This is a genomic window from Ruegeria sp. BG11 (assembly GCF_056538565.1).
On sequence record NZ_JBQFTH010000003.1, the window covers coordinates 204,011 to 229,797 of the forward strand.

At 59.4% G+C, this 25,787-nt stretch carries 20 protein-coding genes; 11 read left to right on the forward strand and 9 right to left on the reverse strand.

The annotated features are described in order from the left end of the window. Positions 1-155 precede the first annotated feature (155 nt). Positions 156-896: a 4'-phosphopantetheinyl transferase superfamily protein gene (locus ACR0JF_RS07015; protein WP_170659394.1), complete on the forward strand. Its 741-nt coding sequence runs from the start codon at positions 156-158 to the stop codon at positions 894-896. Positions 897-1,038: 142 nt separating this feature from the next. Here ACR0JF_RS07015 and ACR0JF_RS07020 read toward each other — a convergent pair whose 3' ends face one another. Beyond that, positions 1,039-2,067, reverse strand: a complete 1,029-nt coding sequence (locus ACR0JF_RS07020; RefSeq protein WP_480669051.1) for an SMP-30/gluconolactonase/LRE family protein — start codon at positions 2,065-2,067, stop codon at positions 1,039-1,041. A gap of 115 nt (positions 2,068-2,182) precedes the next feature. Between ACR0JF_RS07020 and ACR0JF_RS07025 the strand changes: the two genes are divergently transcribed. The 4 genes from ACR0JF_RS07025 (at position 2,183) to ACR0JF_RS07040 (ending at position 6,494) form a co-directional block, all read left to right on the forward strand. Continuing rightward, entirely contained in the window at positions 2,183-3,232 is a 1,050-nt protein-coding gene (locus ACR0JF_RS07025) for a patatin-like phospholipase family protein (RefSeq protein ID WP_170659395.1), read from the forward strand. Positions 3,233-3,365: 133 nt separating this feature from the next. Next, positions 3,366-4,379 carry a catalase gene (locus ACR0JF_RS07030; protein ID WP_170659396.1) on the forward strand — a complete coding sequence of 338 codons (1,014 nt, stop codon included), beginning with the start codon at positions 3,366-3,368 and terminating at the stop codon, positions 4,377-4,379. 4 nt (positions 4,380-4,383) lie between these two features. Beyond that, complete coding sequence (locus tag ACR0JF_RS07035) at positions 4,384-5,100, forward strand: hypothetical protein (protein ID WP_170659397.1); 717 nt, start codon at positions 4,384-4,386, stop codon at positions 5,098-5,100. Then, positions 5,097-6,494: a Dyp-type peroxidase gene (locus tag ACR0JF_RS07040; protein ID WP_170659398.1), complete on the forward strand. Its 1,398-nt coding sequence runs from the start codon at positions 5,097-5,099 to the stop codon at positions 6,492-6,494. The genes ACR0JF_RS07035 and ACR0JF_RS07040 overlap by 4 nt, the downstream gene beginning before the upstream one ends. 49 nt (positions 6,495-6,543) lie before the next feature. Here the strand turns inward: ACR0JF_RS07040 and ACR0JF_RS07045 are convergent, their stop codons facing one another. From ACR0JF_RS07045 to ACR0JF_RS07060, 4 genes are read right to left on the reverse strand one after another with little or no spacing between them, the layout of a single operon-like run. Beyond that, a complete protein-coding gene (locus tag ACR0JF_RS07045; RefSeq protein ID WP_480669099.1) occupies positions 6,544-7,176 on the reverse strand; it encodes an ATP-binding cassette domain-containing protein in 633 nt (210 codons plus the stop codon). Beyond that, positions 7,172-8,884, reverse strand: a complete 1,713-nt coding sequence (locus ACR0JF_RS07050; RefSeq protein WP_480669054.1) for an ABC transporter permease — start codon at positions 8,882-8,884, stop codon at positions 7,172-7,174. Before ACR0JF_RS07050 ends, ACR0JF_RS07045 begins: the two co-directional genes overlap by 5 nt. After that, entirely contained in the window at positions 8,874-10,070 is a 1,197-nt protein-coding gene (locus tag ACR0JF_RS07055) for an ABC transporter substrate-binding protein (protein WP_170659400.1), read from the reverse strand. Before ACR0JF_RS07055 ends, ACR0JF_RS07050 begins: the two co-directional genes overlap by 11 nt. Positions 10,071-10,085: 15 nt before the next feature. Beyond that, positions 10,086-10,700, reverse strand: a complete 615-nt coding sequence (locus tag ACR0JF_RS07060) for a CDP-alcohol phosphatidyltransferase family protein (RefSeq protein ID WP_170659401.1) — start codon at positions 10,698-10,700, stop codon at positions 10,086-10,088. 341 nt (positions 10,701-11,041) lie between these two features. On the opposite strand from ACR0JF_RS07060, the gene ACR0JF_RS07065 reads away from it, so the two are divergent. Next, a complete protein-coding gene (locus ACR0JF_RS07065; protein ID WP_170659402.1) occupies positions 11,042-12,016 on the forward strand; it encodes a LysR family transcriptional regulator in 975 nt (324 codons plus the stop codon). Here the strand turns inward: ACR0JF_RS07065 and ACR0JF_RS07070 are convergent, their stop codons facing one another. Then, entirely contained in the window at positions 12,017-13,537 is a 1,521-nt protein-coding gene (locus ACR0JF_RS07070; protein ID WP_170659403.1) for a trimethylamine methyltransferase family protein, read from the reverse strand. Positions 13,538-13,731: 194 nt separating this feature from the next. Here ACR0JF_RS07070 and ACR0JF_RS07075 point away from each other — a divergent pair, with 194 nt between their 5' ends. Beyond that, the gene (locus tag ACR0JF_RS07075) at positions 13,732-16,167 is read left to right on the forward strand and encodes a GcvT family protein (RefSeq protein WP_170659404.1); all 2,436 of its coding nucleotides are present in this window, start codon (positions 13,732-13,734) and stop codon (positions 16,165-16,167) included. On the opposite strand, the gene ACR0JF_RS07080 is transcribed toward ACR0JF_RS07075, so the two are convergent. Then, complete coding sequence (locus ACR0JF_RS07080) at positions 16,164-19,484, reverse strand: AAA family ATPase (RefSeq protein ID WP_170659405.1); 3,321 nt, start codon at positions 19,482-19,484, stop codon at positions 16,164-16,166. The two genes, ACR0JF_RS07075 and ACR0JF_RS07080, sit on opposite strands and share 4 nt — an antisense overlap. Positions 19,485-19,604: 120 nt before the next feature. Continuing rightward, positions 19,605-20,504 carry a LysR family transcriptional regulator gene (locus ACR0JF_RS07085; protein ID WP_170659406.1) on the reverse strand — a complete coding sequence of 300 codons (900 nt, stop codon included), beginning with the start codon at positions 20,502-20,504 and terminating at the stop codon, positions 19,605-19,607. A 115-nt stretch (positions 20,505-20,619) separates the two neighbouring features. On the opposite strand from ACR0JF_RS07085, the gene ACR0JF_RS07090 reads away from it, so the two are divergent. The 4 genes from ACR0JF_RS07090 (at position 20,620) to ACR0JF_RS07105 (ending at position 24,080) form a co-directional block, all read left to right on the forward strand. Then, positions 20,620-21,240: a glutathione S-transferase gene (locus ACR0JF_RS07090; RefSeq protein WP_170659407.1), complete on the forward strand. Its 621-nt coding sequence runs from the start codon at positions 20,620-20,622 to the stop codon at positions 21,238-21,240. A gap of 34 nt (positions 21,241-21,274) precedes the next feature. Next, positions 21,275-21,751, forward strand: coding sequence for a nuclear transport factor 2 family protein (locus ACR0JF_RS07095; RefSeq protein WP_170659408.1), 477 nt, complete (start codon positions 21,275-21,277; stop codon positions 21,749-21,751). A gap of 23 nt (positions 21,752-21,774) precedes the next feature. Beyond that, positions 21,775-23,400 carry an FAD-binding oxidoreductase gene (locus ACR0JF_RS07100; protein ID WP_170659409.1) on the forward strand — a complete coding sequence of 542 codons (1,626 nt, stop codon included), beginning with the start codon at positions 21,775-21,777 and terminating at the stop codon, positions 23,398-23,400. A gap of 80 nt (positions 23,401-23,480) precedes the next feature. Continuing rightward, positions 23,481-24,080 (forward strand): rhomboid family intramembrane serine protease, encoded by a 600-nt coding sequence (locus ACR0JF_RS07105; protein WP_170659410.1) that lies wholly within the window; start codon positions 23,481-23,483, stop codon positions 24,078-24,080. Between the two features lie 331 nt (positions 24,081-24,411). On the opposite strand, the gene ACR0JF_RS07110 is transcribed toward ACR0JF_RS07105, so the two are convergent. Next, on the reverse strand, positions 24,412-25,638 hold the full coding sequence (locus ACR0JF_RS07110) for a peptidoglycan-binding domain-containing protein (RefSeq protein WP_170659411.1): 1,227 nt from the start codon (positions 25,636-25,638) through the stop codon (positions 24,412-24,414). Positions 25,639-25,787: the final 149 nt, after the last annotated feature.

Sequence of the window (25,787 nt, forward strand, 5' to 3'; positions counted from 1 at the left end):
GGGCGCTAAGCCCCCCACCCTCTTGGCGAGAGGTGGGTTATGGCGGATGCCTTCAAATGGTTTGCGACAATTCAAGCTGCCCCACTGCGCAGATGTCATACGATTTGAAAAACCGGATTGACGTGGCGCGATGCTTGAGGGAAGCCAAGGGGGCCATGACACCGCCTGCCCAACACCTCTCTGCCCTTCAAACGCGCTCCGACGGGTTCCTAATGGACGTACGGGCCATGGAAATCGGGTCTGTGGCAGCGACTGCCGTGATCGCGAGGTTTGATCAATCCCGTTTTGAAGATGGCCTTTTCACGACGTTGGACGTCGACCACCCGGATCGTTTGGACAGGGCCGTTGAAAAGCGAAAGGCCGAGTACCTCGCAGGCCGTGCCGTAGCCATGGCCGCTTTGGCTACCGCAGGGCATGCGCCAGCACAGATCGCAACCGGTCCCAACCGCGAACCGATCTGGCCCGCAGGCGTCGCAGGTTCGATCACGCATTCCAAAGGACGCTGTGCGGCGATTGTCACCGATCAGCCCGGCACCTTGGTTGGCGTCGATATAGAGGACATCGCCGAAGGGTCCTCACTGGATGCGATTTTCAAGGTCGCTTTGCAGCCAGAAGAAACCCGGCTGATCCGGGAAAGCGACGCGCAAGCGTTGATGGCAACGCTTGTATTCTCCGCCAAAGAGACACTCTACAAGGCCCTGTTCCCGGCGGTTCAACAGTTCTTTGGTTTTGACCATGCCGAACTGCACTGCGCGCCGAGCGAAACCGTCCTAAGGCTGCGGTTGACAAAATCGTTGAAGAATACGGTCACGGCAGGGACGGTATTCGACATCGGCTACAAACAACTGGACCGCAGCGTTATTACCTGGCTTGTCACACCCACGCCAGCCGTCTGAGCCTCCTCAGCCTAGCCAAAACGCTGTCCTTTTTGTTCCATGTCGCTGGGTTACACCTGCGACACACCGAATTCTTGATCCGCTATTGGCTATCGCTCAAATGTCTGCTGATCTCGCCCGCGCAACGCAGACGGCCTTTGCATCAAGCTGTGAACTTTAACTTCAATCCCGGACGAGGCCATCTGGCCTTGTAGATTTTGCCCGTGCTGGAGGCGGTGATCCAGATATCCTGCATGTCTTCACCGCCGAAACACATATTGGTCGTGAAAAGATCGGGAATGGCGACATGTTCCGTTGATCCATCGGGGCTGAACACCGTGATCCCGCCGTTGAAAATCGTCGCCACGCAGACCCGTCCGTCGGCCTCCACCTTGAGACTGTCGAGCCATTGGTACCCCGGCAAGGTCTGCACCACCTGCCCTGGCATCCCCGGAATCGGGCCGGGCTCGACTTGCCCATTGCCCGTGATCTTCATCGCCCAAAGCCGCCCAAACACTGTGTCCGAGACGTAGACGGTGCCGCCATCCGGCGACAGCCCAACCCCGTTGGGCATCGGAATCGTGGCGGCCTTGATCAGGGTCTTGCCGTCGATCGTGGCATAGTACAGCCCGCCATAGCGCGTGGACTCTGCGTCCTCGATCCCCGTATCGGTGAACCAGAACCCGCCATCCTTGTCGAAGACCAGATCGTCGGGCGCGATCAGCCGTTTTCCCTCGTAGGAGTCAAACAGCATCGTGACCTCTCCGGTCTCAAGATCGACCCGATGCACGGACCCACCCTTGTAGTGCGGACGAATGGGGGCGGGGACGGTAATACCGTCGGGACCGTAAGGCACGAAACTGTAAACACCGCCGTTGTTGCAGACGTAAGCCGCGCCATCGGGGCCGATCGCCACGCCATTCGGACCACCAGGGATTTCGGCCACCACACTAACGGTGCCATCGACGGACAGGCGCACGAGGGTCTGCTCTTTGATATCCACGAACAGGACCGAGCCATCATTCATCGCAACCGGACCTTCTGGAAAACCCAGCCCGCTGCACATCTCATGTAGTTCCAACGCCATAGCCTCAACTCCCTGATTGCGCCGTGGCCCCGGTGGGGTCGGCCATTGCGGGCCAAGCCCGTCCTTTTCGCGGCGAACTGTGCTGACAAATACAGGTTTTCGCAAGGCTTTTTCCAATTTGCCATGCGGGATAAGCCTCAACGGGTCGCAAAACGGCTGGCTTTTCCTAGGCCAGATATCCTAAAACCCCCTACAACTAAAAAGCGATGAGGCGCATCGAATGGTATTCAAACTTGTGTCCTGCGATGGCGGGGGGATCAGGGGCTACCTGACCTGCCTGATCCTGCAAAGCCTGCAGGAGGAGACCGGCGTTCTGGACAAGGCGGATGGGTTCGCGGGCACCTCGACCGGTGGGCTGATCTCCGTGGCGCTGGCGGATGGCCGGACGCAAGGCAAGGATATGGGTCAGCTTATCGGAGCGCTTGCCGCGCATTACCGTGAAGATGCCGACAAGATCTTCCGCGAAAACGAACACAGCTTTCTTGACAAGGCACTGGATGAGGTGCTGCGGCGTTTCAAACTGGGCGGAGGTCCGGGCATCACAGCGTCGCAATACAATGCGACCGGGCTGGAGGAGATCGGGCGCAGTCTGGTCGGAGACCGCAAAGTCAATTCTCTGTCGCCGGATCTGGTTCTGGCGGTCAACACCGTGTGCCTGCATCGCAGCGACAAGGTGGGATGGTCCCCGTTCACCATCACCAACCAGACGCTGGGCTACGAAAAATGGCTGGATATGAGCGATGTCGGCCTGCTGGACGTCGCCATGGCAAGCTCGGCCGCGCCGTCCTATTTCCCGCCGCATCAGATCATCTCGGACGGGGTGGACTATGGCTATTTCGCTGATGGTGGGGCCTTTGCCAACAATCCGGTGATGAACGGCATCAACGTGGCCATCGCGGCTGGTCGTGCCGAAGGTCTGGCGCATATCGAGGCTCTGTCTATCGGCACCGGGCAACAGCCCACTGATATCTCGGAGGAGATGATCAAGAACCCCGACGACTGGGGCCTGTTGAAGTGGTTCGGGATCACGTCGGGCGCCCCCCGGGGTGCATTGATCGAACTGCTGCTGACTACATCCGCCGAGAACCAGCATTGGATGGCCCATCTTGTGTTGAAAGAGCGGATGGTACGTCTGAACCCTTCGCTACCCAAGGTCGTGGGGCTGGCAACACACCGACCTGAATCCTATGATCTGATGGAGAAGGCATTCTACACCTGCAGGCAAAGTGAATACTGGACCCATGCCAAAAACATGCTGAACAAATGGTAGCCACCCTCAGTTTTGTGTGATCAAACAGTGGCTTCGCCGGGCTTTATGTATTCTTCCTGTTGCCTTTGCCCGACCAGTGGTTATGGTTAACGCCACATTTTTGGGGTAACTTCAGTTAACAGGTGGTCAAGTCATGAGCGATCCCGGCCTTGCCGAGAAGCTGGTAGAAGTTCTGCATCGTCCTGATGGTGATCTGGCCCTGCGCCCCGTTCACACAATCGGGATCAGTGCGACCGGCTATTTCAAGCCCACGCCCATCGCCCGGAATTTCTGCGCTGCGGATCACTTCACCAAAGAAAAGACGGATGTGATTGTTCGGTTTTCGAACGGATCGGGCTGCGCTGTGGTGCATGACGGCTGGTCCGATGTCCGGGGGCTGGCGGTTCGGTTTCACTTGTCTGATGGTTCTGATACCGACCTGATCGCAATGAACCTGCCCGAGTTCTTCACCCCGACGCCCGAGACGTTTCTGGATTTCGCCGAGGCCGCCAAGCCCAAGCTCTACACCGGTCAGACTCCCTGGCAGAAAATCTGGAGCTACCTTCAACTGATGCTGCCTGAACGCGACCCCTATCCGGGCGAGACGATCAGCCCGGACGAAGGCGCCATCGGGTTTGCCGACCGGAACGCCTATTCTCAGCTTGGTGTATTGCAGGCCGCCCAGATCGGCGCGCCGACAAGCTACGCGCGGGCGGCCTATCACGCCTGCCATACTTTCATCGTGACCGGAGCCGAAGGCGTGCGCCGCTGGGTGCGGTTTTCGTGGCAACCCATCGCAGGTGTGCTGAACACCGACCCGGATGAGACACCGGTGGATGACTATCTGCAGGCCGAACTCAAGGAACGTCTTGCCAAGGAACCTGCGCGGTTCTCGCTGATGATGACGATCGGTGAGGTCGGAGACGATTTCAACAACTCCTCGCGCCCCTGGCCGCCACATCGTAAACGGATCATGATGGGTGTTCTGACGTTGAACGCTGTGCCTGAGGATCAGGTGGAAGAATCCGAGAAGCTCAGCTTCAATCCTGGCTTGCTGACCCCCGGGATCGAGGCCTCGGATGATCCGGTGCTGAAAATGCGCATCGACTCGTACAAAATCTCAAGCGCTTGGCGCGGCGGGTCCCCTTGCCCGTTCTCGAAGGGGTAGGGTCATGACTCATCAGAACAGCTGGTTCAACCGCTACGTCAACACCCTGCAGGACCGGGGATGGTTCAAGTTCCTGTCACGCTACATCGTTGTGCCCTATTGGCACTGGCGCGACCCCAAGCCGAAACTACCCGGCGGCCCGCGTCCCTCTCCGCAACCCAGCGAGAACGTGCAGCGCATGATGAACCTGATCATGCCGTTGAAAGATCCCTCGCCCGCCGGACGTGCCCATGCCGCGCTGGCCATCGCGCAAAATGTCGAAGAGATCTTCGCAGGGCTCGACAATGTCGGAACGGTGCATTTCGCGCGGTTTCTGCTGATCGACGACAAAATCTGCATGATTTCGGTCTATGACGGCGATTTCAGCAATTACATTCGGGATTTCATCACCACCATCGGCAGTGTGTTCAATGACGTCATCTCACTTGTGGACGGGGCGGAACACCTGATCCCGACCGAGCACAACGTCGAAGAGTTCATCGACTGGGTCCATGAACACGACCTGTTTCAGGCCCCCGATTTCCCGACCGACTTGTTCGGCCTGCAGGATGAGGCCAAAGGGCTGCCTCCAAACCAGCCGCCGCATCGGCTGGAAACCCTTCCGCGTGCGTTTGTTCTGCAACTCTACGCGAACCCCAACCTGTCGCTGGGGGGCGGTTATCGCGCCTATCCGGGCGTTTCCGCCGCGCAAGTGCGCCAAAAATTTGGACAAGGCTGGTGACTGCAAAACTCGATCTCGCCGACATTCAGGGCAACATCCTGCGCGGTTATCACCGCGATCTGGTGCGCCATCTGTTTCTTGAAGTCACCGACCGCGCCGCTGCACGCCAGTTTCTGGCAACCGCCGTCGATGGCGGCAGTGACACGGTCCCCGAAATCACCCGAGGGGTGTTGTGGGAGGTCAAGCCGCCCTTCTGTTTCAACATCGGCCTGACCTATGCCGGGCTGCGCGCCCTTGGCACCGCGTCCGAGGATCTGAAAACCTTCCCCAGCGAATTCGTGCAGGGCATGACGAAACGCGCGATGAAACTGGGCGATTTCGGCACCAGCGCACCGGATCACTGGCCGGCTCCGTTTGATCAACCTGACCGGGTTCACATCATGGCGTCGGTCTATTCCGACGTTCAGGATCACCTAGACCTGGTAGAGAAACAGGTTGGCGCGGCCTTCACCATTCTGGGTAAACGCGACGGCCGCAATCTGGCCGATAGCAAGGTGTTTTTCGGCTATGTCGATGGCATTTCCCAGCCCCGTTTCGAGCAGGTCTATGATCCCGAGCAAGCCGGTGTCGATGAACCGATTGACCCGCTGGGCACCGCCCTGCTGGGTTATCCCACACGCCAAGAGGGCGTGGTGTTCCGCGTCCCCTCGCCCAGTGCGCTTGGTTTCAACGGGTCGTTCAATGCGTTCCGAGTTCTGGCGCAGGATGCGGCCGGTTTCGAGGCTTATCTGGACAAAGCCGCCGATGATCTGATGGGTCACCCGGATCGCGATAAATTGGTCGATCCGAACAATCTGGAACGCATCGGCGAAGGCCTGGACATCCACGGCGCTCTGCGAGAGGTTGTCGCGGCCCAGATGTGCGGGCGCTGGCGAAACGGCGTTCCATACGAGCTGTCACCGGACGCGCAATGGCCCGAGCATGAGGTCTCGCTGACCAATTTCAACTACAACGCGCATTCCCGCTGTCCTGCCGGGTCGCATCTGCGACGCGGCAACCCGCGTGGCGGTCGGATCGTGCAACGCATCGCCAACTACACGCGACGTTTGGTGCGGCGCGGCATGTCCTACGGCCCGGATTTCGACCCCCAAAACCCCGACACGGCTGAGCGCGGCCTGCTGGGCAGCTTCATCGGCGCCAATATCGGCGCACAGTTCGAAGCGGTGATGTGCGACTGGATCAACCTCGGCCTGCACGACCCGACGATCACGGGTGCCAATGATCCTCTGCTGGGGGCGAACACGCCGGAAACCAGCTGGTTCGACCTCAGCCTGCCCGATGGGGGCACGATCCGACTGCACGGCTTTCCCCGACTGATCCATACTCGCGGTGGCGCGTACACGTTCCTGCCGAGCCTGACGGCGATCAAGTACCTGTCCGGATTGACGAACTAGGCTAGGGCGAGCCGGAACCAGACAAAGCCGAACATCTCGACCAAAACCGCTATTGAGGCAGAGTCACAACCCTGCCTCCTGCGGCATCGGCATCGGCGATGTCATGGGTCACCAACAAAACTGGCAGCCGCGCCGCGCCGGCTCGGGCAAAGACGAGGTCCCGCATTTTGTCCCGGAGACCGACATCGAGGCGCGAGAAAGGCTCATCCAAAAGCAAGGCATCGGGCTCCGCCAGAAGCATCCGCATCAGAGCCACTCGGGCGCGCTGACCTCCGGACAGGGTCTCGGGATCGCGGGTTTCAAACCCGTCCAGCCCGATCTCGGACAGGGCGGCCTGAATGCGCGCGGCCCGGTCCGGGGTACGGGGCGGCAGACCAAAGCCGACATTCTGACCAACAGACAGGTGTGGGAACAACAGGTGGTCCTGAAACAGGATCCCCACGCGCCGCTTCTGAGACGGCAGGGCATTCAGAACCCGCCCATTCAACGCTATGCGCCCTTCAAGACGAAAGGCGGGCGACAAAGTTCCGGTGATCGCTGCAAGAATGGTGGATTTCCCAACCCCGGACGGCCCCATCAGGCTCAGAACCTCTCCGGGCGCAATGTCAGCTGATAGCTGCGCCAGTCCTCTGCCATCGGCATGAGAGATCGAAAGCTGATCCAGTGAGAGGCCCTGTTCAATCATGGCGTAGTCCGCTTTTGTTGCGATAGACAATTCTGGGGATCATCAAGGCCAGCAGAAACGGCAGCCATGCCGTGAACGCCAGCGCGATGGTCCAGACCCCTATCGCACGGCGATCGCCGCCTGAGAACAGGGCCAGAGCCTCGGTCGTCAACGTGTTCAACCGCCCGCCCGAGGCCAGAAGAGTGGCCAGATATTGGCCGACTGACACCGCCATCCCCACCGCAAGCGCCGTCAAGATCGGAGCTAGCAACATAGGCAGCCGGATACGCCAAAGCACTCCGACCGGTCCCAGCCCCATAGCGGCCCCGATTGTCGCATAGCGGCGGTCGAGCGCGCGGTAGGGGCCTGCCAGGGCCAGAAACACATAGGGCAGAACGAAGACCAAGTGGGTCAGGATCACGGGAAGGATGCCCTGCGCCGCTCCGATCTGGATCATCAGGATCTGCAGGCCCGGCAGAAAAGCGATCTGAGGCAGGATGAGCGGTAGGTACAGGATCACCATACCTGTCTTGTTCATCTTGCGCCGGGTGCGAAGTTCTGCGTTCAGGCAGCCGATCACCAGAACCAAAGCGATCAGTGCGGTGGCAAACGCCAGTGCCAAGGTGACCACGGTGACCTCTACCGCGTCCGGGCCGTGGCGCTCCCAGGACATCAGACTGAAGCTGCTCGGTAGCGCATCGGGAAACCTCCAACGTCCGGCGAAGGACCAGATGAACTGGCCGATCAGCCCGCCGAACACCGCGATCCCCGCCGTGAGTGACACCACGAGGCCAAGGGTTCTAAGGGCGGTGTCGCGCAAGCCCATGCCGCGCGTTCCGCTTTCCACACCACGGTTGATCAGCGCGGCCACGGCCCTTTCACCACCTCGCCAGACCATGATGGCCGCCGCCACCAGCCCCAACTGAACCAAGGCAGCCGCAGCAGCGGGCGCGCGCATGGCCAAATCGGGGTCCGTCATCCAGCGCAGGATGAACATGGACAGCGTCGGCGGGCGCGACGGCCCCAGAACCATCGCGACATCCACATTCGACATCGCATAGGCCAGGACCGCATAGATCGGCAGCCGGATCTGCGTGTAGAGCGCGGGCATCACGGCCAAGAACCACCCTCGGACCCTGCCGTAGCCCAGCACTTGCGTCACGCGCAACCGCTCGGCCGATTTGATCTGGGGCAGCGCGGCCAGTGACATCAACAGCAGGAAGGGCAGCTCTTTGATCAATAGCCCCGCAATCAATGACCACCCTCCGGGGTCTTGCAGGATCAACACGTCCGGAGGGCGGGTCCATCCCGTCAAACCGGGCGAGATCAACCGCGCAATCCACCCCGATGGTGCAATCAGGAACGCCAGCCCCAGCGCGGCCGCCGCATGGGGGACTGACAAAAGGGGCGACAGCAGCGTCTCAAGCCGCGAAAACACGCGTGTGCCCTGCCAACCTGCGATCAGCAGAAAACACCCGATCAGCGCCCCAAGTGTCGAAAGGAAACCGGTTTTGAACGACAGCCAGAGGGCTTTGCCCACGCCCGGCTCGGCCCAGAGGCGCGTCCACGGATAAAATGAAAACCCGTTTTGCCCGTCCGGGCGCATGCCTCCGAAGGCCGGGAGGATCGTTCCCAAAAGCCCAGCTGCGATGGGACCCAGCAGCAATGCTATCGTCAGCGTCGGTGCCAGCTCCCATCGTTTGCCGGGGCTGCGATCAGTTGCCAACGCCGTAACGCTCGGCCCAATCCGCTTCGATCCGGGTCATCCAGCTGGGATGCGGCTCCGGCAGGGCTTGGCCAAGCTCAGCGGGCGACAAGGTTGCCGCGCCCAGCTCCAAAGCGTCGAAGCCTGCGCGGTCCTCCGCCGAAAGGGCGGCCATGTCCAGCACGGTGCTAAAACCCAACAGATCTGGGTCCTGCGCGCGCAGCTGCGCCTCGGGGCTCATTAGGAAATCTGCAACGACCATGGCACCCGCCTTGGCCGAGGCATTGTAGGGGATCGCAACAAAGCTGGCATTGCCCAGTGTTCCGTCCTCCAGAACGAAAGTCCGCGCGCTTTCCGGCAGCTGCTGGTTGGCAATGGCCGTTGTCGCCTCACCCGGAGAGAAACTGATCGCCATGTCGACCTCTCCATCATTGATCAGCTGCAGTTGGCTTGGCCCGGTTTGCGGATAGGCGCGACCTGCACGCCAGAGGTCCGGAGTTACATCCTGCAGCCAGTCCCACAATGGTGCCGTCACCTGCGCATAGTCGTCGCCGGCGGGCTGCTGCAGGATGGTTGGGTCCTCGACCAATTCGATCAGCATCTGTTTCAGGAACGTCGTTCCCAGAAAGTCAGGGGGCTGAGGAAACGTGAACCGACCCGGGTTCGCAGCCGCCCATTCGCGAATTGCCTCGGCGGATTTGGGGGGGTTGGGCAGAACTTCGCTGTCATAGATGAACACGACCTGCGCTATGGCCCAAGGGCTTTCATACCCTTCGGTCGGGACGGTGAAATCTGTGGTGACGGTCTTGCCGTCCACATCCACGAACCGCCAGTTGGGCAGAGCCTCAGCAAAGGGGCCGAACAAAAGATCTGCCTCTTTCATGGCACTGAAATTGGCACCGTTGATCCAGATCAGATCAATCGCTCCATCTTTGTCCTGACCCGCAGACTTCTCGGCAATCACCCGGCTTACCGCGTCAGCGGTATCGGTGAGTTTCACATGCTCAAGCTTGACGCCATGTTCCTCTTCGACGCGGTTTCCGACCCATTCGATGAAGTCATTGATCGTGGTCGAACCACCCCATGCGTTCCAATAGACGGTCTGGCCATTGGCCTCATCCAGAACGTCCTGCCAGTTTGCGGGATCAGGTTCAGCCCATGCTGTTCCGGCCAGCGCCGCGCAGAGGGCAGCAAATAGATGTTTCATGGGTTTTCCTTGCGTTTATTCCGAGTGAGTGAAGACCTGCCGCGCCAACAGGATGCGCGAAATGGCGGTGACAAAGCAAACCGCGCCAAACGCCCATGCCATCGGGCCGAACCAGTTGGGCAACAGGCAAATTGCGATGAAGAAGGCAATGGTTTCAGTGCCTTCCAGAAGACCACCAGTGAAGTAGAGCGACTTTGCACCGTGTTTCTGCGTCTCAAACCCGCGTTTTTCGGCCAGGATCGCATAGCCCAGAAAGGTCGCGCCGTTAAAGTAGAAGCTGACCAGCAGCCATGCCCCGGCCATGGCATTTGCCGACGGGTCCGCCCAGACAAACGCCATTGGAATTGCGCCGTAGAACAGAAAATCACAGGTGATATCGAGATAGCCGCCAAAGTCGGTCTTGCGCCCAGCGCGCGCGATTGCACCATCCAGACCATCCGCCAGGCGCGACAGCAGGATGAACAGGACGGCCAGAACCTGCAAACCCAGAATAATCGCCCCAGCTGCAAACAGGCCGAACCCCAGACCCGCCAGTGTCACAAAATCAGCCGAGACACCACGCGCCGCCAACCCCCGCCCAATCGCGTTCAGCGGCGGATCGATCAGAGGGCGGATGCGAGTATCAAGCATGGTTGGCCTCCGGGCTGTTTACGGTTGGCACGAAGACGCAGTTTTTACATGCCGTGGCATTGGGTAGAATTGAAAAGAGAAGGCCGTTTTCCAACCTGAGTTGCCTCACTACCTGTTTTCACGACATCCGCAGGACCGTGGCATTTTGCTTGGATACGAATAAAGAACGAAGCGGAGAAAAGGAAAAAGAATACCGCATCTTCACGCTGTTGTGTCATCTGCAACACGAGAAGATTGGGGCGTTCCGGTTGGTGGGTGCGGCTTTTCGTTGATTTGATAATTTACCAACAATAATTTCAAATCATTGTAGCTAATTCACGCCGAGTTCGCGCCGAGGAAACATGTCCCGCCATTCCGCCACCAAGGACCTGAACCTAAAAGGCTTGGAGTTGTTTCAGATCTGTGCCCAGAAAGGATCGCTTCAGGCCGCAGCTGAAGAGACCGGCCTGACCATCAGCACCGTCTCGCATCACTTGCGCAATCTCGAAGACCACCTTGGGGTCGAGCTGTTCAACCACGCGCGCAGGCCGATGGTTCTGACGCCAAAAGGGCAGGTCTTTCTGCGCAATATCAGTGACGCGCTCTATGCCATCCGCAAGGCCAAGGCCGAAGCATCTGCCGGAAATATAGCCGAGGCGAGTTACCTCAGGATCGGCACAATCGAAGATTTCGACAGCGATATTATCCCAGAGCTCGCCGTCTTTCTTTCGGGCCATATGCCGAGCTGCGATTTCATGTACCATACCGATTCCAGCCACGCGATTGTCGAGATGCTGCGCAACCGGCATCTTGATCTAGGGATCACGACCACCCCAGAGGAACGGCTGAGGGACCTACAGGATCGCCCCCTACTACGAGACCCGTTTGTGGTGGTCCTCCCTCGGTTCAGCGAGAAATCCCTTTCGGACATTGTCGAAGGGCGCACCAAACTGCCGTTCTTGCGGTTTTCCGGCAATCTGATCATCGCCCGGCAGATCGAGTCCCAAATGCGACGGCTGGGGCTTTCACCGCAGTCCAATTTCGAATGCAGCAACAACCAGACTTTAATGGCGATGGTCGCCGCCGGTGCGGGCTGGACCATCACCACCCCTTTGCTGTTCTCGCGTGCCAAAAGGTTTCACCCAAATCTCAGCATGCACAAGTTTCCGGGCAAAAGCTTTGCCCGCACGCTTGCGATTGTCTCTACACCCGATTGTTCGCGGTCCGTTTTGGACCTGATAGATGGCAAGATGCGCGCACTGATCCGAGATCACGCTTTGACTGCGCAATATGAGAAATCGCCTTGGCTGGCGGATAGCTTCAAACTGGTGGAATGATCAGATCAGAATATTGAACCGAGACCGGATAGCCTCATCCTGTTCGGGCGTCAGGTAAGAAGGCTTGTGGTCGCGAAGAATCTCGCCCGCGCGGGCCCTTGCCCTACCCCATGCATCTTGCGCGCCATTTTCGGCCCATATGCGCGGCTCTGCTCGGTCAGCAAGTGTGGGATAGAAGTAATCCCGTTCCATCGCAGCATGAGTGTGCTGGCCCCCCAAGAAGTGCCCATCACCCAGAACGGCATCACAAATCGCATCGAACCCGAGGTTCTCGTCCGTCACCTCGACCCCGCGCAAGGCGCGATAGGTGTTGGAGTGCATCTCATCATCCAGCACGAAAGCCTCGAAACTGGCCCCCAACAACGATGCAGTCATGCCCGAGCTTTCGTAGATCAGGTTCCCTCCCGCCAAGGCCGCAGCCATTGAGGTAATACCTTTCTCCATCCCATATTGCGCATCTATTGCCTTGGCGTCGGTCATCGAACAGGCCACGCCAGACGGCAAACCAAGCCAATTGGACAGCTGCGCCGACGCGGCATTCAAAACCGCTGTCTCTCCGCTGCCACCGGAAAATGCCCCGGTGCGCAGGTCGATGACCAGAGGCCAGTTCGAGAACACCATCGGAAAACCAGGCTGAATTGCGTGGACCATCAATAGGGCCGCCAATGTTTCCGCCAATGATTGCGCCAGAAACCCCGCCAAGGTCGCAGGCGCCGTCGCTCCGGCCTGCGCCGCTGTGATGCATGAGATCGGAATGTTGTGTTTGATGCATGCGTAGGTGACATCCACCGCATCTTCGCCATAGCGCATGGGAGATATCATCGGGCTGATATGCGCTTTCATGAACGGGCGTTTGGCAAATTCTCCAGGCCCTCCCGCAGCGATGTCCAACATCTCGACTATCGGAGCGACATATTCGGCCAGCGTGAACGACGTCGCCGTCGGTTTGGTCGTGTTCTTGAGTAGCGCGAAAACAGTGTTCACATCCAGATCGAAATTGTCCGGCACATCGGTCGCCACGCAGCAACGTGTAAACCAACTGATATTGGCCAACGTGTCCTGTAGTCGTGCAAAGTCATGGAGGTCCTTCAGGGTCGAAGGCCGATAGAGCGCGCTTTCCATATCAAGAGTCTGCACAGCCGCGCCGCCGGTTCCGAAATACACTTTGTTGCCACCAACCTCGATCGACCTTTTGGGATCGCGGCCATGTAAAGTGAAGGTCTTTGCGGCTTGATCAATCGCCTCTTCAACAAGCTCGGGCGGGAACAGAACCCGTCCTTTGCCGTTGTCCACGGCACCCACGGCCAACAGATCGTTACGCAATCTGTCCGGCGCCTCTCCGATACCCAGTTTCTCAAGCAAATCGAGGGCAGTATCATAGATGCGGCGCAGGTCGGCTTCGCTGAGCGGCTTGTACATCCCGCCGATCTGACCGGGCGGGCATGGATCAAACATGGGCTTGGCTGCTCGTTGTGCCAGACGCCCTTCGCGCCCACCTCGCTTGCTACGCTGTCCAGCCATTCCCAATCCTTTGAAATAGGGGGTTTGTGGCATCAAGCAAGAGGAATTGTTGCCCGTGGCGCAAGATCATCTATTTTACTTCGAAAAAATAGATTTCTAATTTTTATAATGTCTCAATATATCGCTCTACAATTGCACATGGTGACAAACATACTTCGTATGCAGGGCAAGCGAACTCCGGAGGCTCAACCGTCATGAAATCCCGTACCAAAGTTGTTGTCATCGGCGGCGGCATTGCTGGTTGCTCTACGCTCTACCACCTGACACAGGAAGGCTGGAGCGACGTGGTTCTGGTCGAGCGGAACGAACTGACTAGCGGTACCACATGGCATTCGGCGGCGCAGGTGACGAATTTCGGTATGAACCAGACCATGGTCGGGCTGAAGACGCATTCGATCAACCTTTACAAAGAACTCTCCGAAAACCCCGAATATCCGATCAACTACCACCACGCCGATGGCGGCATCCGACTGGCCAATACCGAAGCGCAGATAAAGGGTTACCGCCACTTCGCCTCGATGGCGCGTGGGATGGGGGTGCATTTTGAGGTGATCGACGCCGAGGAATGCGCCCGCCGTCACCCTCTGATTTCGACCACCAACCTGCTGGGTGGATTGTGGGACCCTCTGGACGGTGACATCGACCCGGCCCAGCTGTGTCAGGCGTTGGCCTACCACGCTCGCAAAGCTGGCGCCGAGGTCTATCGCAATACGCCGGTCACCGCGCTGACCCAGCACAAGGATGACACTTGGACCGTGCATACGGAACATGGCGACATTGATTGTGACATCGTCGTCAATGCTTGTGGCTACCGCGTGAACGAAGTGGGCGCGATGATGGGGGTTCACCATCCCGTCGCCTCGATGGAGCATCAGTATTTCCTGACCGAGGATATCCCTGGTATTGCCGAAGCCGGTCACCGGATGCCGCTGCTGCGCTGCCCAATCAGCGATTATTACTGCCGGCAGGAAAAGGGCGGGCTGCTGGTCGGGTTCTATGAACAGGACTGCAAAACCTGGGGCATGGACGGGATAGACCCGAACTTTGTAAACGCCCTCTGCCCCGACGATCTGGAACGCGTCATGGACGTTCTTGCCGGAGCGTTCGAGCGGATGCCAGCATTGGAAGAAACCGGCATTCGGTCCATCGTGAACGGGCCGATCACCTATACAATCGACGGAGCGCCACTAGTCGGACCGATTCCCGGTAAACGCAACGCCTTCTGCATCATCGGCCTGCGCGCAGGGCTGGGCGAGGGCGGCGGCCATGGCTGGCTGCTGGCGCAGCAGATCGTGCATGGTGAAGCATGTTATGACACATGGTGCCTTGATCCGCGCCGGTTCACCGGGCATACGAATGTTGAACTGACCTCCCTGAAAGCGATCGAGGACTATCAGAACGAATTCCGCTTTCACTTCCCGCATGAACATCGCCCCGCCGGTCGACCGGCCAAGACAAGCCCGCTGACGCTCGTACTGGCGGCAGAAGGGGCCGAGTTTACCGTCGTGAACGGGTGGGAGCGGATGGACTACATCAAGCCATCACCCGATTTTCACCCGACGCTCACCTTCGACTTCGATGAGGCGTTCGGCATCGTCGCCGCAGACGTGAAGAATGTGCAGGAGAATGTTGGCCTGTGCGAAGTCAACGGCTTTAACCGGTTCGAGATCACCGGCACTGATCGCCACAGCTTCCTCGATCGTATGTTCTGTGGGACGGTCACCAAACGCGATGGCCGCGTTGGTCTGGGGTATCTGCTGAACCATCACGGCATGGTCAAAGCCGAAGCGACCGTGGCAAACCTACCGGCCTCGGATCGGGGGCCAGAGCGTGTGTGGTACGGCTCGGCTGCGGCCAGCGAATATCACGACATGGATTGGCTGACCCAGCACATTCGTAAGGATGAGAATGTTCAGATCCGCTCCTTGACCAATGACCAGACCATTCTGGTTCTGGCTGGCCCCAAGGCCCGCGATGTCCTGTCCTCCTGCGCGCGCGGCGACTGGTCGAAAGAGGCCTTCCCTTGGCTGTCCGTGCGCGAATGTTTCGTCGGGTTCGCCCCGGCCACGGTCATGGGTGTCAGCTTCTCAGGCGAGTTGGCCTATGAAATCCACGTCCCCAACGCCTCACTCTACGCGGCCTTTCTTGCCTTGCGCGCGGCGGGCGAGGCCCATGACATGAAGCTGTTTGGCGCGCGTGCGGTGGAATCTATGCGGATGGAAAAGGGTTTTCTGCATTGGAAATCCGACATCCTCACGGAATTCGACCCATATGAGACCGGCTTGGATCGGTTCGTAAACCTGAACAAAGGTGAGTTCATCGGCAAGGAGGCCCTGTTGGAACGCCGCGCCAGCGGCAAACGCAAGCAACTCGTGACGCTGCAGATCGACGCAACCCACGCACCCGCCCATGGCGGGGCTTCGTTGATGCATGGCGACACTGTGGTTGGCACCGTCACCTCGGGCGATTGGGGTCATCGGGTCGGGCAGAACCTCGCCTACGCGTTCATTGATCCCGAGCTGGCGGGCGAAGGCACCAGTGCGCTGATCGACATGTACGGCGATTTGGTCGACGCGCAGGTCATCCTTGCCTCACCCTATGATCCTGAACACGTACGGATGCGCGCCTAGGCCGTTTCCGCCCCAGCCAACAATTCACGAGCGAGGCGCATCTCAACCGTTTGGTCCCCGCCCGAAATCGCCTCAGTCGCCGCTTGAAGCTCTGAGTCTGCAATAGCCGCGCAGTGAAACCGCTCGCATGTCCGGGAGAAATCTATGGCCGTATGCAGGGCAAACATCCGCGCCTTCTGGTCCTGTGCGCGGGACAAAGCTTGTCGGAATTCCGCCTCAGCGGGACTGGTCGAGGATTTCGCCAGCGCATAAACCCGGTCGGTTTCTGCCTGTGCCCACCCCTCGTTGGTCAATCGCTGATGTTCACGCGCTTCCGCCAAAGCGGCCAAAGCACCTTCGCGGTCGCCCATGGCAAGCGTGACTTCAGCAATCAGTGTCATGAAGAACGGTTTGTGATTTCCCGCTCCGCTGGCCCACCATGCATCCGTCGCCCTTTTGAGGTCCTTGATGGTGTCCGCGCCAGGGGATGCGTAGGCCTTGACCCAGCTTCTCCAGACATTGGCTGTCAGGGTCATGAAGGTGAACGCGTGCTTGCTCGACAGCTCTTCCAGTTGCTCCATCTCCCGGGTCACAGCGACCGGGTCGCGGCGCAGAAGATGCAGCATGCACAGGTAAGTCAGAGCCTGCGCCACGCTATGGGCATGTTCAAGGTCGCGGGCAGCCTCAACCGCCTCAGTCTGTATTTCCAGCGCCTTGTCCGGCTCACCGCGCATCCAGGTGGCGAGGCTCAGGAAGCAAGAGGTTATGGCCGCGTGGTCGGATCCATAGACATAGGCCAGATGCGCATCGCGGTCGGGGCGGTACAGCGCCAACGCCTGTTCGAGATGCGCGTGGGCGGGGTCCAGCTCTCCGATATGAAACAGCACCGCGCCCATCGCCCGATGGGCCACCATCTGATGTTGCGTTTCGCCTGATGTTTCCGCCAAGTCCAGAAGTTGCCGCGCCACGACCCGTGCCAAATCATACTCACCCCGAACTAAGTGAAAGGAATAGAGGCCGTTGAGGACCGGGAACAGGTTCTCTGTCTCATCCATGCGTTCGCACAAGTCCCGTATCCGCGCATAAGTTGAACCGGTTTCATCCGCGGCGATACCTGCGGTCGAGCGCAGCACCCCCGCGCGCAAAGTCTGTATCTCGATCTCTCTCTTGTCACGCTCAGTACTGGTCGCCTGGTCGCCCAGCAGATCAAGCGCCAGGGACAGCTGCGTATTCGCCTCGGTATTGGCCGAGCGTTTGACGGCGCGCTGACCGGCCAGATAGCGACAGTCGATCGCCTCATCCACCATCCCAGCAAGGGTATAGTGATGAGCCAGGACTTCCGGGCCTGCATCCTCGACCGCTGAGGTTTTCTGGTCCAGCGTCTTGGCAACCCGTTCGTGCAGAATCCGGCGTTCGGTTTTCAGAAGACTGTTATAAGCGGTGTCGCGGATCAGGGCGTGGCGATAGCTGAAGGTCTGCAACTCGTCATCTCCTGAAGTCGTGACGATGCCAGCCTCAACCAACAGGTCCAAGCCGGAGCGCAGAACGATATCGCTAAAACGCGACACTTTCGAGATCAACGGGTACGAGAACTGAGGCCCGATCACAGCCCCGATTTGCGCCACTTCCTTGGCCGAGCTCAGGCGGTCCAAACGTGCCATCAAAGCATCTTGCAAGGCACTGGGAACCGAGCTTGCCGCAGAGGCCCCTCCGCTGGCGCGGGCGATTGGAGCATCGGGCATATCGCCTGCTTCCAACAGATCCTTCGTCACCTCTTCCACGTAAAGCGGCACGCCATCGGATCGGGCCGCCACCAGTTCGTACATGGCGTCGGGGATGTCCTGGCCTTGCGCGACCTCATTTGCGATGCGTTTAACGTCCTGAAAATCAAGCTGCCTGAGGACTACTTTGGTCAGATTGGATTGCAACGCCCAACCTGGGTCAAATTCCGGCCGGAAGGTCATCACGACCATCACCGGAAGATCCCTAAGACGGTTCACAAGCCGATCCATCAGGGCCTTTGTCGTCGGGTCGAGCCAATGCGCGTCCTCAAACAACAGCAAAACCGGCTTTTCGGATACATCGGCCAGCAAATGGTCCAGCAACATCTCATTTGTCTGATCCATGATCTGCTGCGGTGTCAGGGTCAGCGGCCCCAAGCGATCCTCGAACGGGACCGACAAAAGCGACGCGGCCAATCGCAAAACCTGATCTGAGGAATCTTTCAAAACCGATGATATCTTGTCCAGTTTTGCCTCATCCGAGTCTTCAGACCTCAGGTCGGCAACATGGTGAAGCCGCCGGATGATCGGATAAAACGAACTGGCAAAATGGTACGGCGAACATTGCAGCCGGATTTGCTCATGCGCGCCTTGAGGGGCTTTCTGCCGCAACTCCTCGATCAGGCGCGATTTCCCGATCCCCGGCTCTCCGGACACCAGAACGATCTGACCTTCGCCCTCACTAGCCAGCTTCCACTTGTCGCTGAGCGTCTCGTATTCCGTCATGCGACCGATTAGAGGGCCGAGCGAGGCACCTTCAACACGTCTGAAACGGCTGTCCGTGTCGCGCGCGCCGGTCACTTGCCAAGCCTCAACTTCTTTCGTGAACCCTTTCAACTTGAAGGACCCTTGCAGCACATAATCGAAGACGCCACCGGCCAACTGGTGCGTCCGAGGTGACACGATCATGGTGCCGGGTTCCGCCATCGCCTGAAGACGAGCGGCCAGATTGGGTGTCTCACCCATCGCGGTGCCGTCTTCGAACATCTTCTCACCGCGCAAATCGCCAACCACGACCAGACCGGTGGCGATCCCGATCCGCACCTGGAGTTTTGCGTGAGTGCGGATTTCGGGCACTTCACGGATGATACGCAAGCCGGCGCGAATGGCGCGCTCAGGGTCTTCTTCATGGGCCAGCGGGAACCCGAAGAACACCATGATCCCGTCGCCGTAGTAGCTTGCAATCTGACCATCGAAATCCGCGACCGAAGCCGCGCAAGTCTCTTTGAACAGCCGCAGAACCTCGGCCAGATCCTCGGGATCGACCCGTTGCGAAATCTCGGTCGAGCCGACCAGATCAATGAACATGACCGTCAGCTGACGGCGTTCGGCCACAATCGACGCGCCCAGCGCCGTGTTTTGCGGCCGGGCGTTGCCATCAGTGGTTGCGCGTACCGCCTTCATGAACCGCCGCCGTGGCCCAAGAGGCAGGCCAATGGTCACGAGGTCTTCGTCGGTCAGCTCGGTCAGGTCGCCCAGCTCAATCTCATTGTCGGCGAAGGCGCTGGCGTATTTGGCCAGTCCGTGCTTGCTTAGCCAAGGTTCGATTTCGGCCATACCATCCCTTCCACGGCTGCGAGCGTCCCCTTAGTTCAGTGAGGGTCGCCTAGCGCTCGACCCTACGAAAACAAGGGGCAAGGGATTGGTCAAGGGTCTACGCGTCATTGGTCTTGGGCACTACGCCCCGGCGTTGCAGATCAAGTCATCGCTTGCCAGATGGTCGATCAACGCGCGGACCCGCGTGGTCAGGCGCCGGTTTTGCGGGAAAAGTGCGGCCACGACGTAGGGTGTGACACGGTGTTCGGCGAACAGCTCGACCAATTCCCCGGACCTGAGCGCATCCGCCACCGTGTAGGCCGGGCATCTGGCAACGGCCACTCCGGCGGCGGCTAGCCGCGCCGAAGCCGCGGGCGCATTGGCCTGTAGGCGACCATTGACGTGCACCGCCAACTCGTTGCCATCGAGGGCAAACCGCCAGACTGCAGGGTCGCTCATGTTGCCGTCCAGAATGCACTCATGGGTGGCAAGGGCACTTGGATGCGCGGGCACACCTGCACGTTCGAGATAGGCCGGAGACGCGCACACAATCAGCGGCATCGGCCCCAACCGGCGCATCTTAAGCGAACTGTCCCGTGTCGGCCCGATCCGGATCGCCAAATCCAGACCTTCTTCGATGATCGACACCCGGCGGTCTGAAAGGTTGAGGTCAATTTCGACCTCAGCGTGCTTTTCGACAAAAGCCGCCAGCGACGGGGCAAGCCGTAGTGAGCCAAACCCTGTCGGAGCAGAAATCCGTATCACTCCGCGCAAAGAGGTCTGCGCATTACGCACCGCCTCCTCCATTTCGTCGAACCCGTCCAGAAGCGGTTCGCACATCGCCAAATAGGTCGCCCCGGCATCCGTCAGGGATACGCTGCGGGTGGTTCGGTTCAGAAGCTGAACGCCCAGCGCCTCCTCCAGATCGGCCACGTATTTGCTGACCAAACGAGACGACCGCCCAAGCCGCTGGGCCGCCAATGTGAACGAGGCATTCTGCGCCACCAGCGCAAAGGCGCGCATCCGGTCGATCTTGTCCATGTATATTGCGCCCTCCCAGGGCTTAATGATCCCCTAAAACTGCGCATTATCGCCCATGATGGCAAGCTGTATCTATAGCCGCAGAAGCAATTCCGCGCATGACAGGAGCTGACAAATGTCGAACGCAGTACGTATCCACCACTTCCCGAAATCCGGCCACGCGCACCGCGCCCTGGTCTTTGCCAAGCTGGCCGGTATCGCCCATGAGGCCGTTTTCGTCGATTTGACCGCAGGCGCGCATAAATCGCCCGAGTTTCTGGAGATGAACCCCAACGGGCAAGTCCCGGTGCTTGAGGATGGCGATGTTGTGGTCTCGGACTCCAACGCGATCCTAGTGTACCTGGCCCGGCAATACGCGCCTGATTGGATGCCGACCGACGCGGTGGGCGAAGCGGCGGTGCAGCGCTGGCTGACCCTCGCCGCAGGTGAGATCGCATTCGGATCCGCCGCAGCGCGGTTGGTCACGGTGTTTGGTGCACCTCTGGACGTCGATTTTGCCGCCGCAACCGCAGCCAAGGCGATGCAAAAGCTTGAAAAGGGATTGGAAGGCCGAGACTGGCTGGTTGGCGACCGACCGACCATTGCAGATGTCGCCGCCTACTCCTACACCGCGCACGCGCCTGAGGGGAACGTCTCGCTCGACCCCTATCCGAATGTGCGGGCATGGATCGCCCGGTTTGAGGCGCTGGACGGGTTCGAGCCGATGCCAGCCACGGCCGTGGGTCTCGTCGCCTGAACGTCTGCGCTAAACACCCAATCGGAGACGTGCAATGACACAAGAAGCCCCCCGCCACCCTGTTCCGCCCTTCACGCGCGAAACCGCGATTGAAAAGGTCCGTCTGGCCGAGGACGGCTGGAATGGCCGCAACCCGGCCAAGGTCGCGCTGGCCTATTCGCCTGACAGCAAATGGCGCAATCGGGCCGAATTCCCAGTTGGCCGCGCCGAGATCGAGGCGTTTCTGACCCGCAAATGGAACAAGGAACTGGACTATCGCCTGATCAAGGAACTCTGGGCCCATGACGGCAACCGCGTCGCGGTGCGATACGCCTATGAATACCGTGATGACAGCGGACACTGGTTCCGGGCCTACGGCAACGAGAACTGGGAATTCGACGAAAACGGCTACATGGCCAACCGCTTTGCCAGCATCAACGAATTGCCGATCACAGAGGATGAACGCAAGTTCCACTGGCCTCTGGGCCGTCGCCCGGACGACCATCCGGGGCTGAGCGATCTGGGCCTTTAAACACACAACAAGGAGGTAAGACGATGTCTGGCACGGATACTCCGTTTCACGCAGGCGAACTGGCGGCACAGGTGCGGGCGGGTGCGGGCGATATAGCCCGCAGGGCCGCTCCGTACATTCGCGACCACTTGCCGGACCAGCATCGTGCCTTCTATCAGGCGCAGCCGTTTCTGGTGGCTGCGTCCAGCGATGCAGAAGGCCGCATATGGGCGACAATCATTGAAGGCGAAAACGGGTTCGTTCATTCGCCTGATCCCCGCAGACTGACGGTTGATACCGTGATCGACCCTCGTGATCCGTTGGCAGAAAGCCTGCGAAAAGGGGCTGATATCGGCGTTGTCGGCATCGAGCTGGCGACGCGCCGACGCAATAGGTTCAGCGGTCGGACCCGTCCAACCGACACCGGTTTCGCAATCGACATTCGCCAGAGCTTTGGCAACTGCCCTCAGTACATCCATGAACGCGACTGGCAGCGGGTGCCCGCCAACAAACCGGCAGAGGCGGTGGTATCGGACCACCTCAACCCCGCGCAGATGGCCCGTATCAGCGCCTCGGATACGCTCTTCATCGGCTCTGGTCGGCATGGTCCGCAACGCGCGGCGTCGAACGGGTTTGATGCCTCTCATCGCGGAGGGACACCCGGTTTTGTCCGCGTGGTCGGCCCAAACCGTCTACGTATTCCCGACTATTCCGGCAACAACTTCTTCAACACGATTGGCAACCTGTTGGAGAACCCCCGCATCGGGTTGCTATTTGTCGATTTCGCGACCGGAGGGCTGCTACATCTGTCCGGGCGGGCCGAGATCGACTGGGCTCCGGCCGAGGCACGCGACCCCAACATTCTGCGCATGATCGACGTACAGGTCGATGCCGTGATCGACCGACCAAACGCGCTGTCGCTGAGATGGTCGGCTGAGCCGACCCCATCGAGACAGTTGGTTGTTTCGGACAAGGTTGTCGAGGCAGAGGGGATCACCTCATTCCACTTGCGACCTGCCCTTGGAGGGCCGCCCGCCGCGTTTGAGGCGGGGCAACACCTGCCGATTGCGCTCAGCATTCCGACGCGTGATACCAAACTGCGGAGGACATACACCCTGTCCGGTAGCCCCACCGAGGACCACTACAGGATCACTGTGAAACGCGAGCCTAACGGCACGGCATCCCGCTTTCTGCACGACATGGTGCAAGTGGGCGACGTGATCGAGGCCAAACCACCAGCCGGGGATTTCCTGATTCCGCCCGGCGACAGCCCACTTGTCCTCGTCAGCGCCGGTGTTGGCGTGACCCCGATGATCGCCATGATGCATCAGGCTGTAGCGCAGCACCCTGATCGTCCGGTCTGGTTCATACACGCCGCGCGCAACGGACGATTTCACGCGCTGCGCGGCGAAGTTGACCACCTGATTGCTACCAGCCCGACCACACAGAAACGGATCTACTACAGCGCGCCCGAGGCCCAGGACATGGCGGGGCAGGATTTTGACATCAAAGGCCGGATCACGGCGCAGGAACTGGTTGCATTGAATGCCGGTCCCAACGCTCAGTATTTGCTCTGCGGTCCGTTGGATTTCATGACCGACCTGAAATCCGGCCTTGAAGCGCTAGGGATCGGGGAAAAACAGATCCATTTCGAGGTCTTTACCACCTGAGCGCGTCAGCGCCCACACTCTGATCCGACCATCCTGCAAGGCGTATTGATCGTTGTCACTGCCACGATTATCTATTTCAGATGATTGATAAAAACGGTAAACGTGTTGTTTTTTCGCGGTTCAAGGCCCTAGCGCTCTTCATAGCGGTGCTTTGGGCGATACAGGTTCTCAATTGGACGGTTGGGTACCGCCTGAACCTCGCGTTCGGGCTGATCCCAAGGCAGATCGCCGGGTTGGACGGTATCTTTGGCATGCCACTTCTGCATGCCAGCTTTCCGCATCTCATTTCTAACACGCCTCCGCTGATCCTGATGGGGGCCTTGCTGGCGGCTACAGCAACACGGGCATTGTTGGTCGTGAACGCCGTCATCATCGCTTTGGGCGGAGCGCTGGTCTGGCTGTTTGGAAACACAGCCATCCATATAGGCGCATCCGGGCTGGTGTTTGGGTGGTTCGGCTTTCTGGTCGCGCGCGGATTGGTCGATCGGTCGCCTGTGACTCTTGCCGTGGCCATGGTGGTTGGGGTGCTTTACGGATCAATCCTTTGGGGCGTTCTGCCCGGCCAGCCCGGCATCTCGTGGGAGGCGCATCTGTTCGGCGCAATCGCAGGCGTTGCCGCGGCTTCGCTCGTCCGAACTCACGTACATGCCCCACGGATTTTGAACGTGGACCAACCGTAGCCAGCATTACGAGGCAAGGGGTCGATTGCGGATCGCTGACACACCCTTGGCGCCGGGATTTGCCCGATCCTGATCGACGTATCCTCGCCCACCGCATTGGCTGGCGGAACAAGCGGGTATGTCGCTGGCCGCCAATGTCAAATAGCACGCCTTTGAGGTGTTTGCGCAAGGGCATTGTATCTTGACGCATTCAGAAGCGCGTGACGCCGAGAATTAAACATACATCGCTGGATTGCGCCGAACTGTGCGGTACTCGATCATAGTTCCTGCTATCGCAGCGCTGGAAAAAACCGCAGGCGATCCTTGCGCCCGCGGAACAGGTCAGCCAGACCTACTGTGTCTTTGTCATCGCCGCACGTAGCAATTCCGGGCGATCCGATTGTGATGGCAGGAACACGGCCTGAGATCCGGCATCCAGCGCGGACAGGCTTGCGTCATACCACTGCATTGCCAGATCGCGACGCTCTTGCACGCCGAAGCCTTCGCGCAGGTGGTGGCCGATCAGCTCTCCGTAGGCAGGTTCACCCATGGCAACCAGCATCAGGGCCGAGCCCACGGCGCTGTCCATATTATCCTGACGGTAGCCCATCGCCAGACAGACCTTGCTGGTCGCGGCAAGGTCTTCGGGGCTGAGGCCGGAATCCAGAGCCAGCTTGCGCATCTGCGTTTCGGCATCGGCTTTCGACGTCAACGACAGCGATACAACCTGTGGCGCTAGCATCTCACCATAGGACTCGCATTGCGCCGCTACTTGATCCGGTGTCAGGCCCTGAATGTCCTGCATCAGATCCTCACCCCTCGCCATGGCGTAGCTGCGCGCCAGACAAAACTGCTCGCTCAGGGCGAAATCTGGGTCCGACATATTCGCCAGCGTCGTGTAGCCGCCATTGGTCGAAGTTTGCAGCATCACCGCACTACAACGGTTGGCCAGAGACGGGCCACCGGTACCGCCCGCAAACAAGCTTGGCAGGGCTGCGGAGGCAGTTTCGGTCGCTTCCGGTTCGGGCGCCGGTTCGGCAGGTGCCGCCGTTGCAGTCACAGGTGCCACAGGTTGTGGCGCGGGTTGCGGAGCAGCGGCCACAGCTGTGCCCGTTTGGACTTGCCGACGATAGGCCATCAACAAAGGCTGACCGGAAAGCTGAGTGCTGGCCTGGCCGCCACTTGTACCCCAGTAATACGCTTGCATCAGGAAATCGCGCTGATAGGGTTGGAAATCATACCCGTTGACCGGGTATCCCATTGACGCCTGATACCGTTGGATTGCAGCTCGCGTGCCGGCACCCACCTGACCATCAACCCGCCCTGCGTTGTAGCCAAAATAGTTGAGCGCCGTTTGCGTCTGCGCCCCTTCCGAAGTAGATGGAATGCTTGGCCTATATGTCCGGGTGGTCGAGCGCTGCGCTTTCTTCTTTTGCTGATCTTTGCCGATTGCGTAGCCAACCACCCCTCCGACAACAGCGCCGCCAATGAAGTCACCCGCATCTGCCCTGGCAATCTGGGGATTCGCGGTGGACAAAGCGAAGGTCAAACAAAGTGCTGCCACTAAACGAAAAATCATAATTTACCTCCAAAACACAACAACAATTGGAGGAAATTATAACACAACGCCGCCGGGCTTGCGGAAAAAAGGCGGATCAGGATCTTTGCAGATCGACCCGCCAGTAGATACCGCCGCCGGATTCATGAAACCAGAGGCGGCACGCGTTG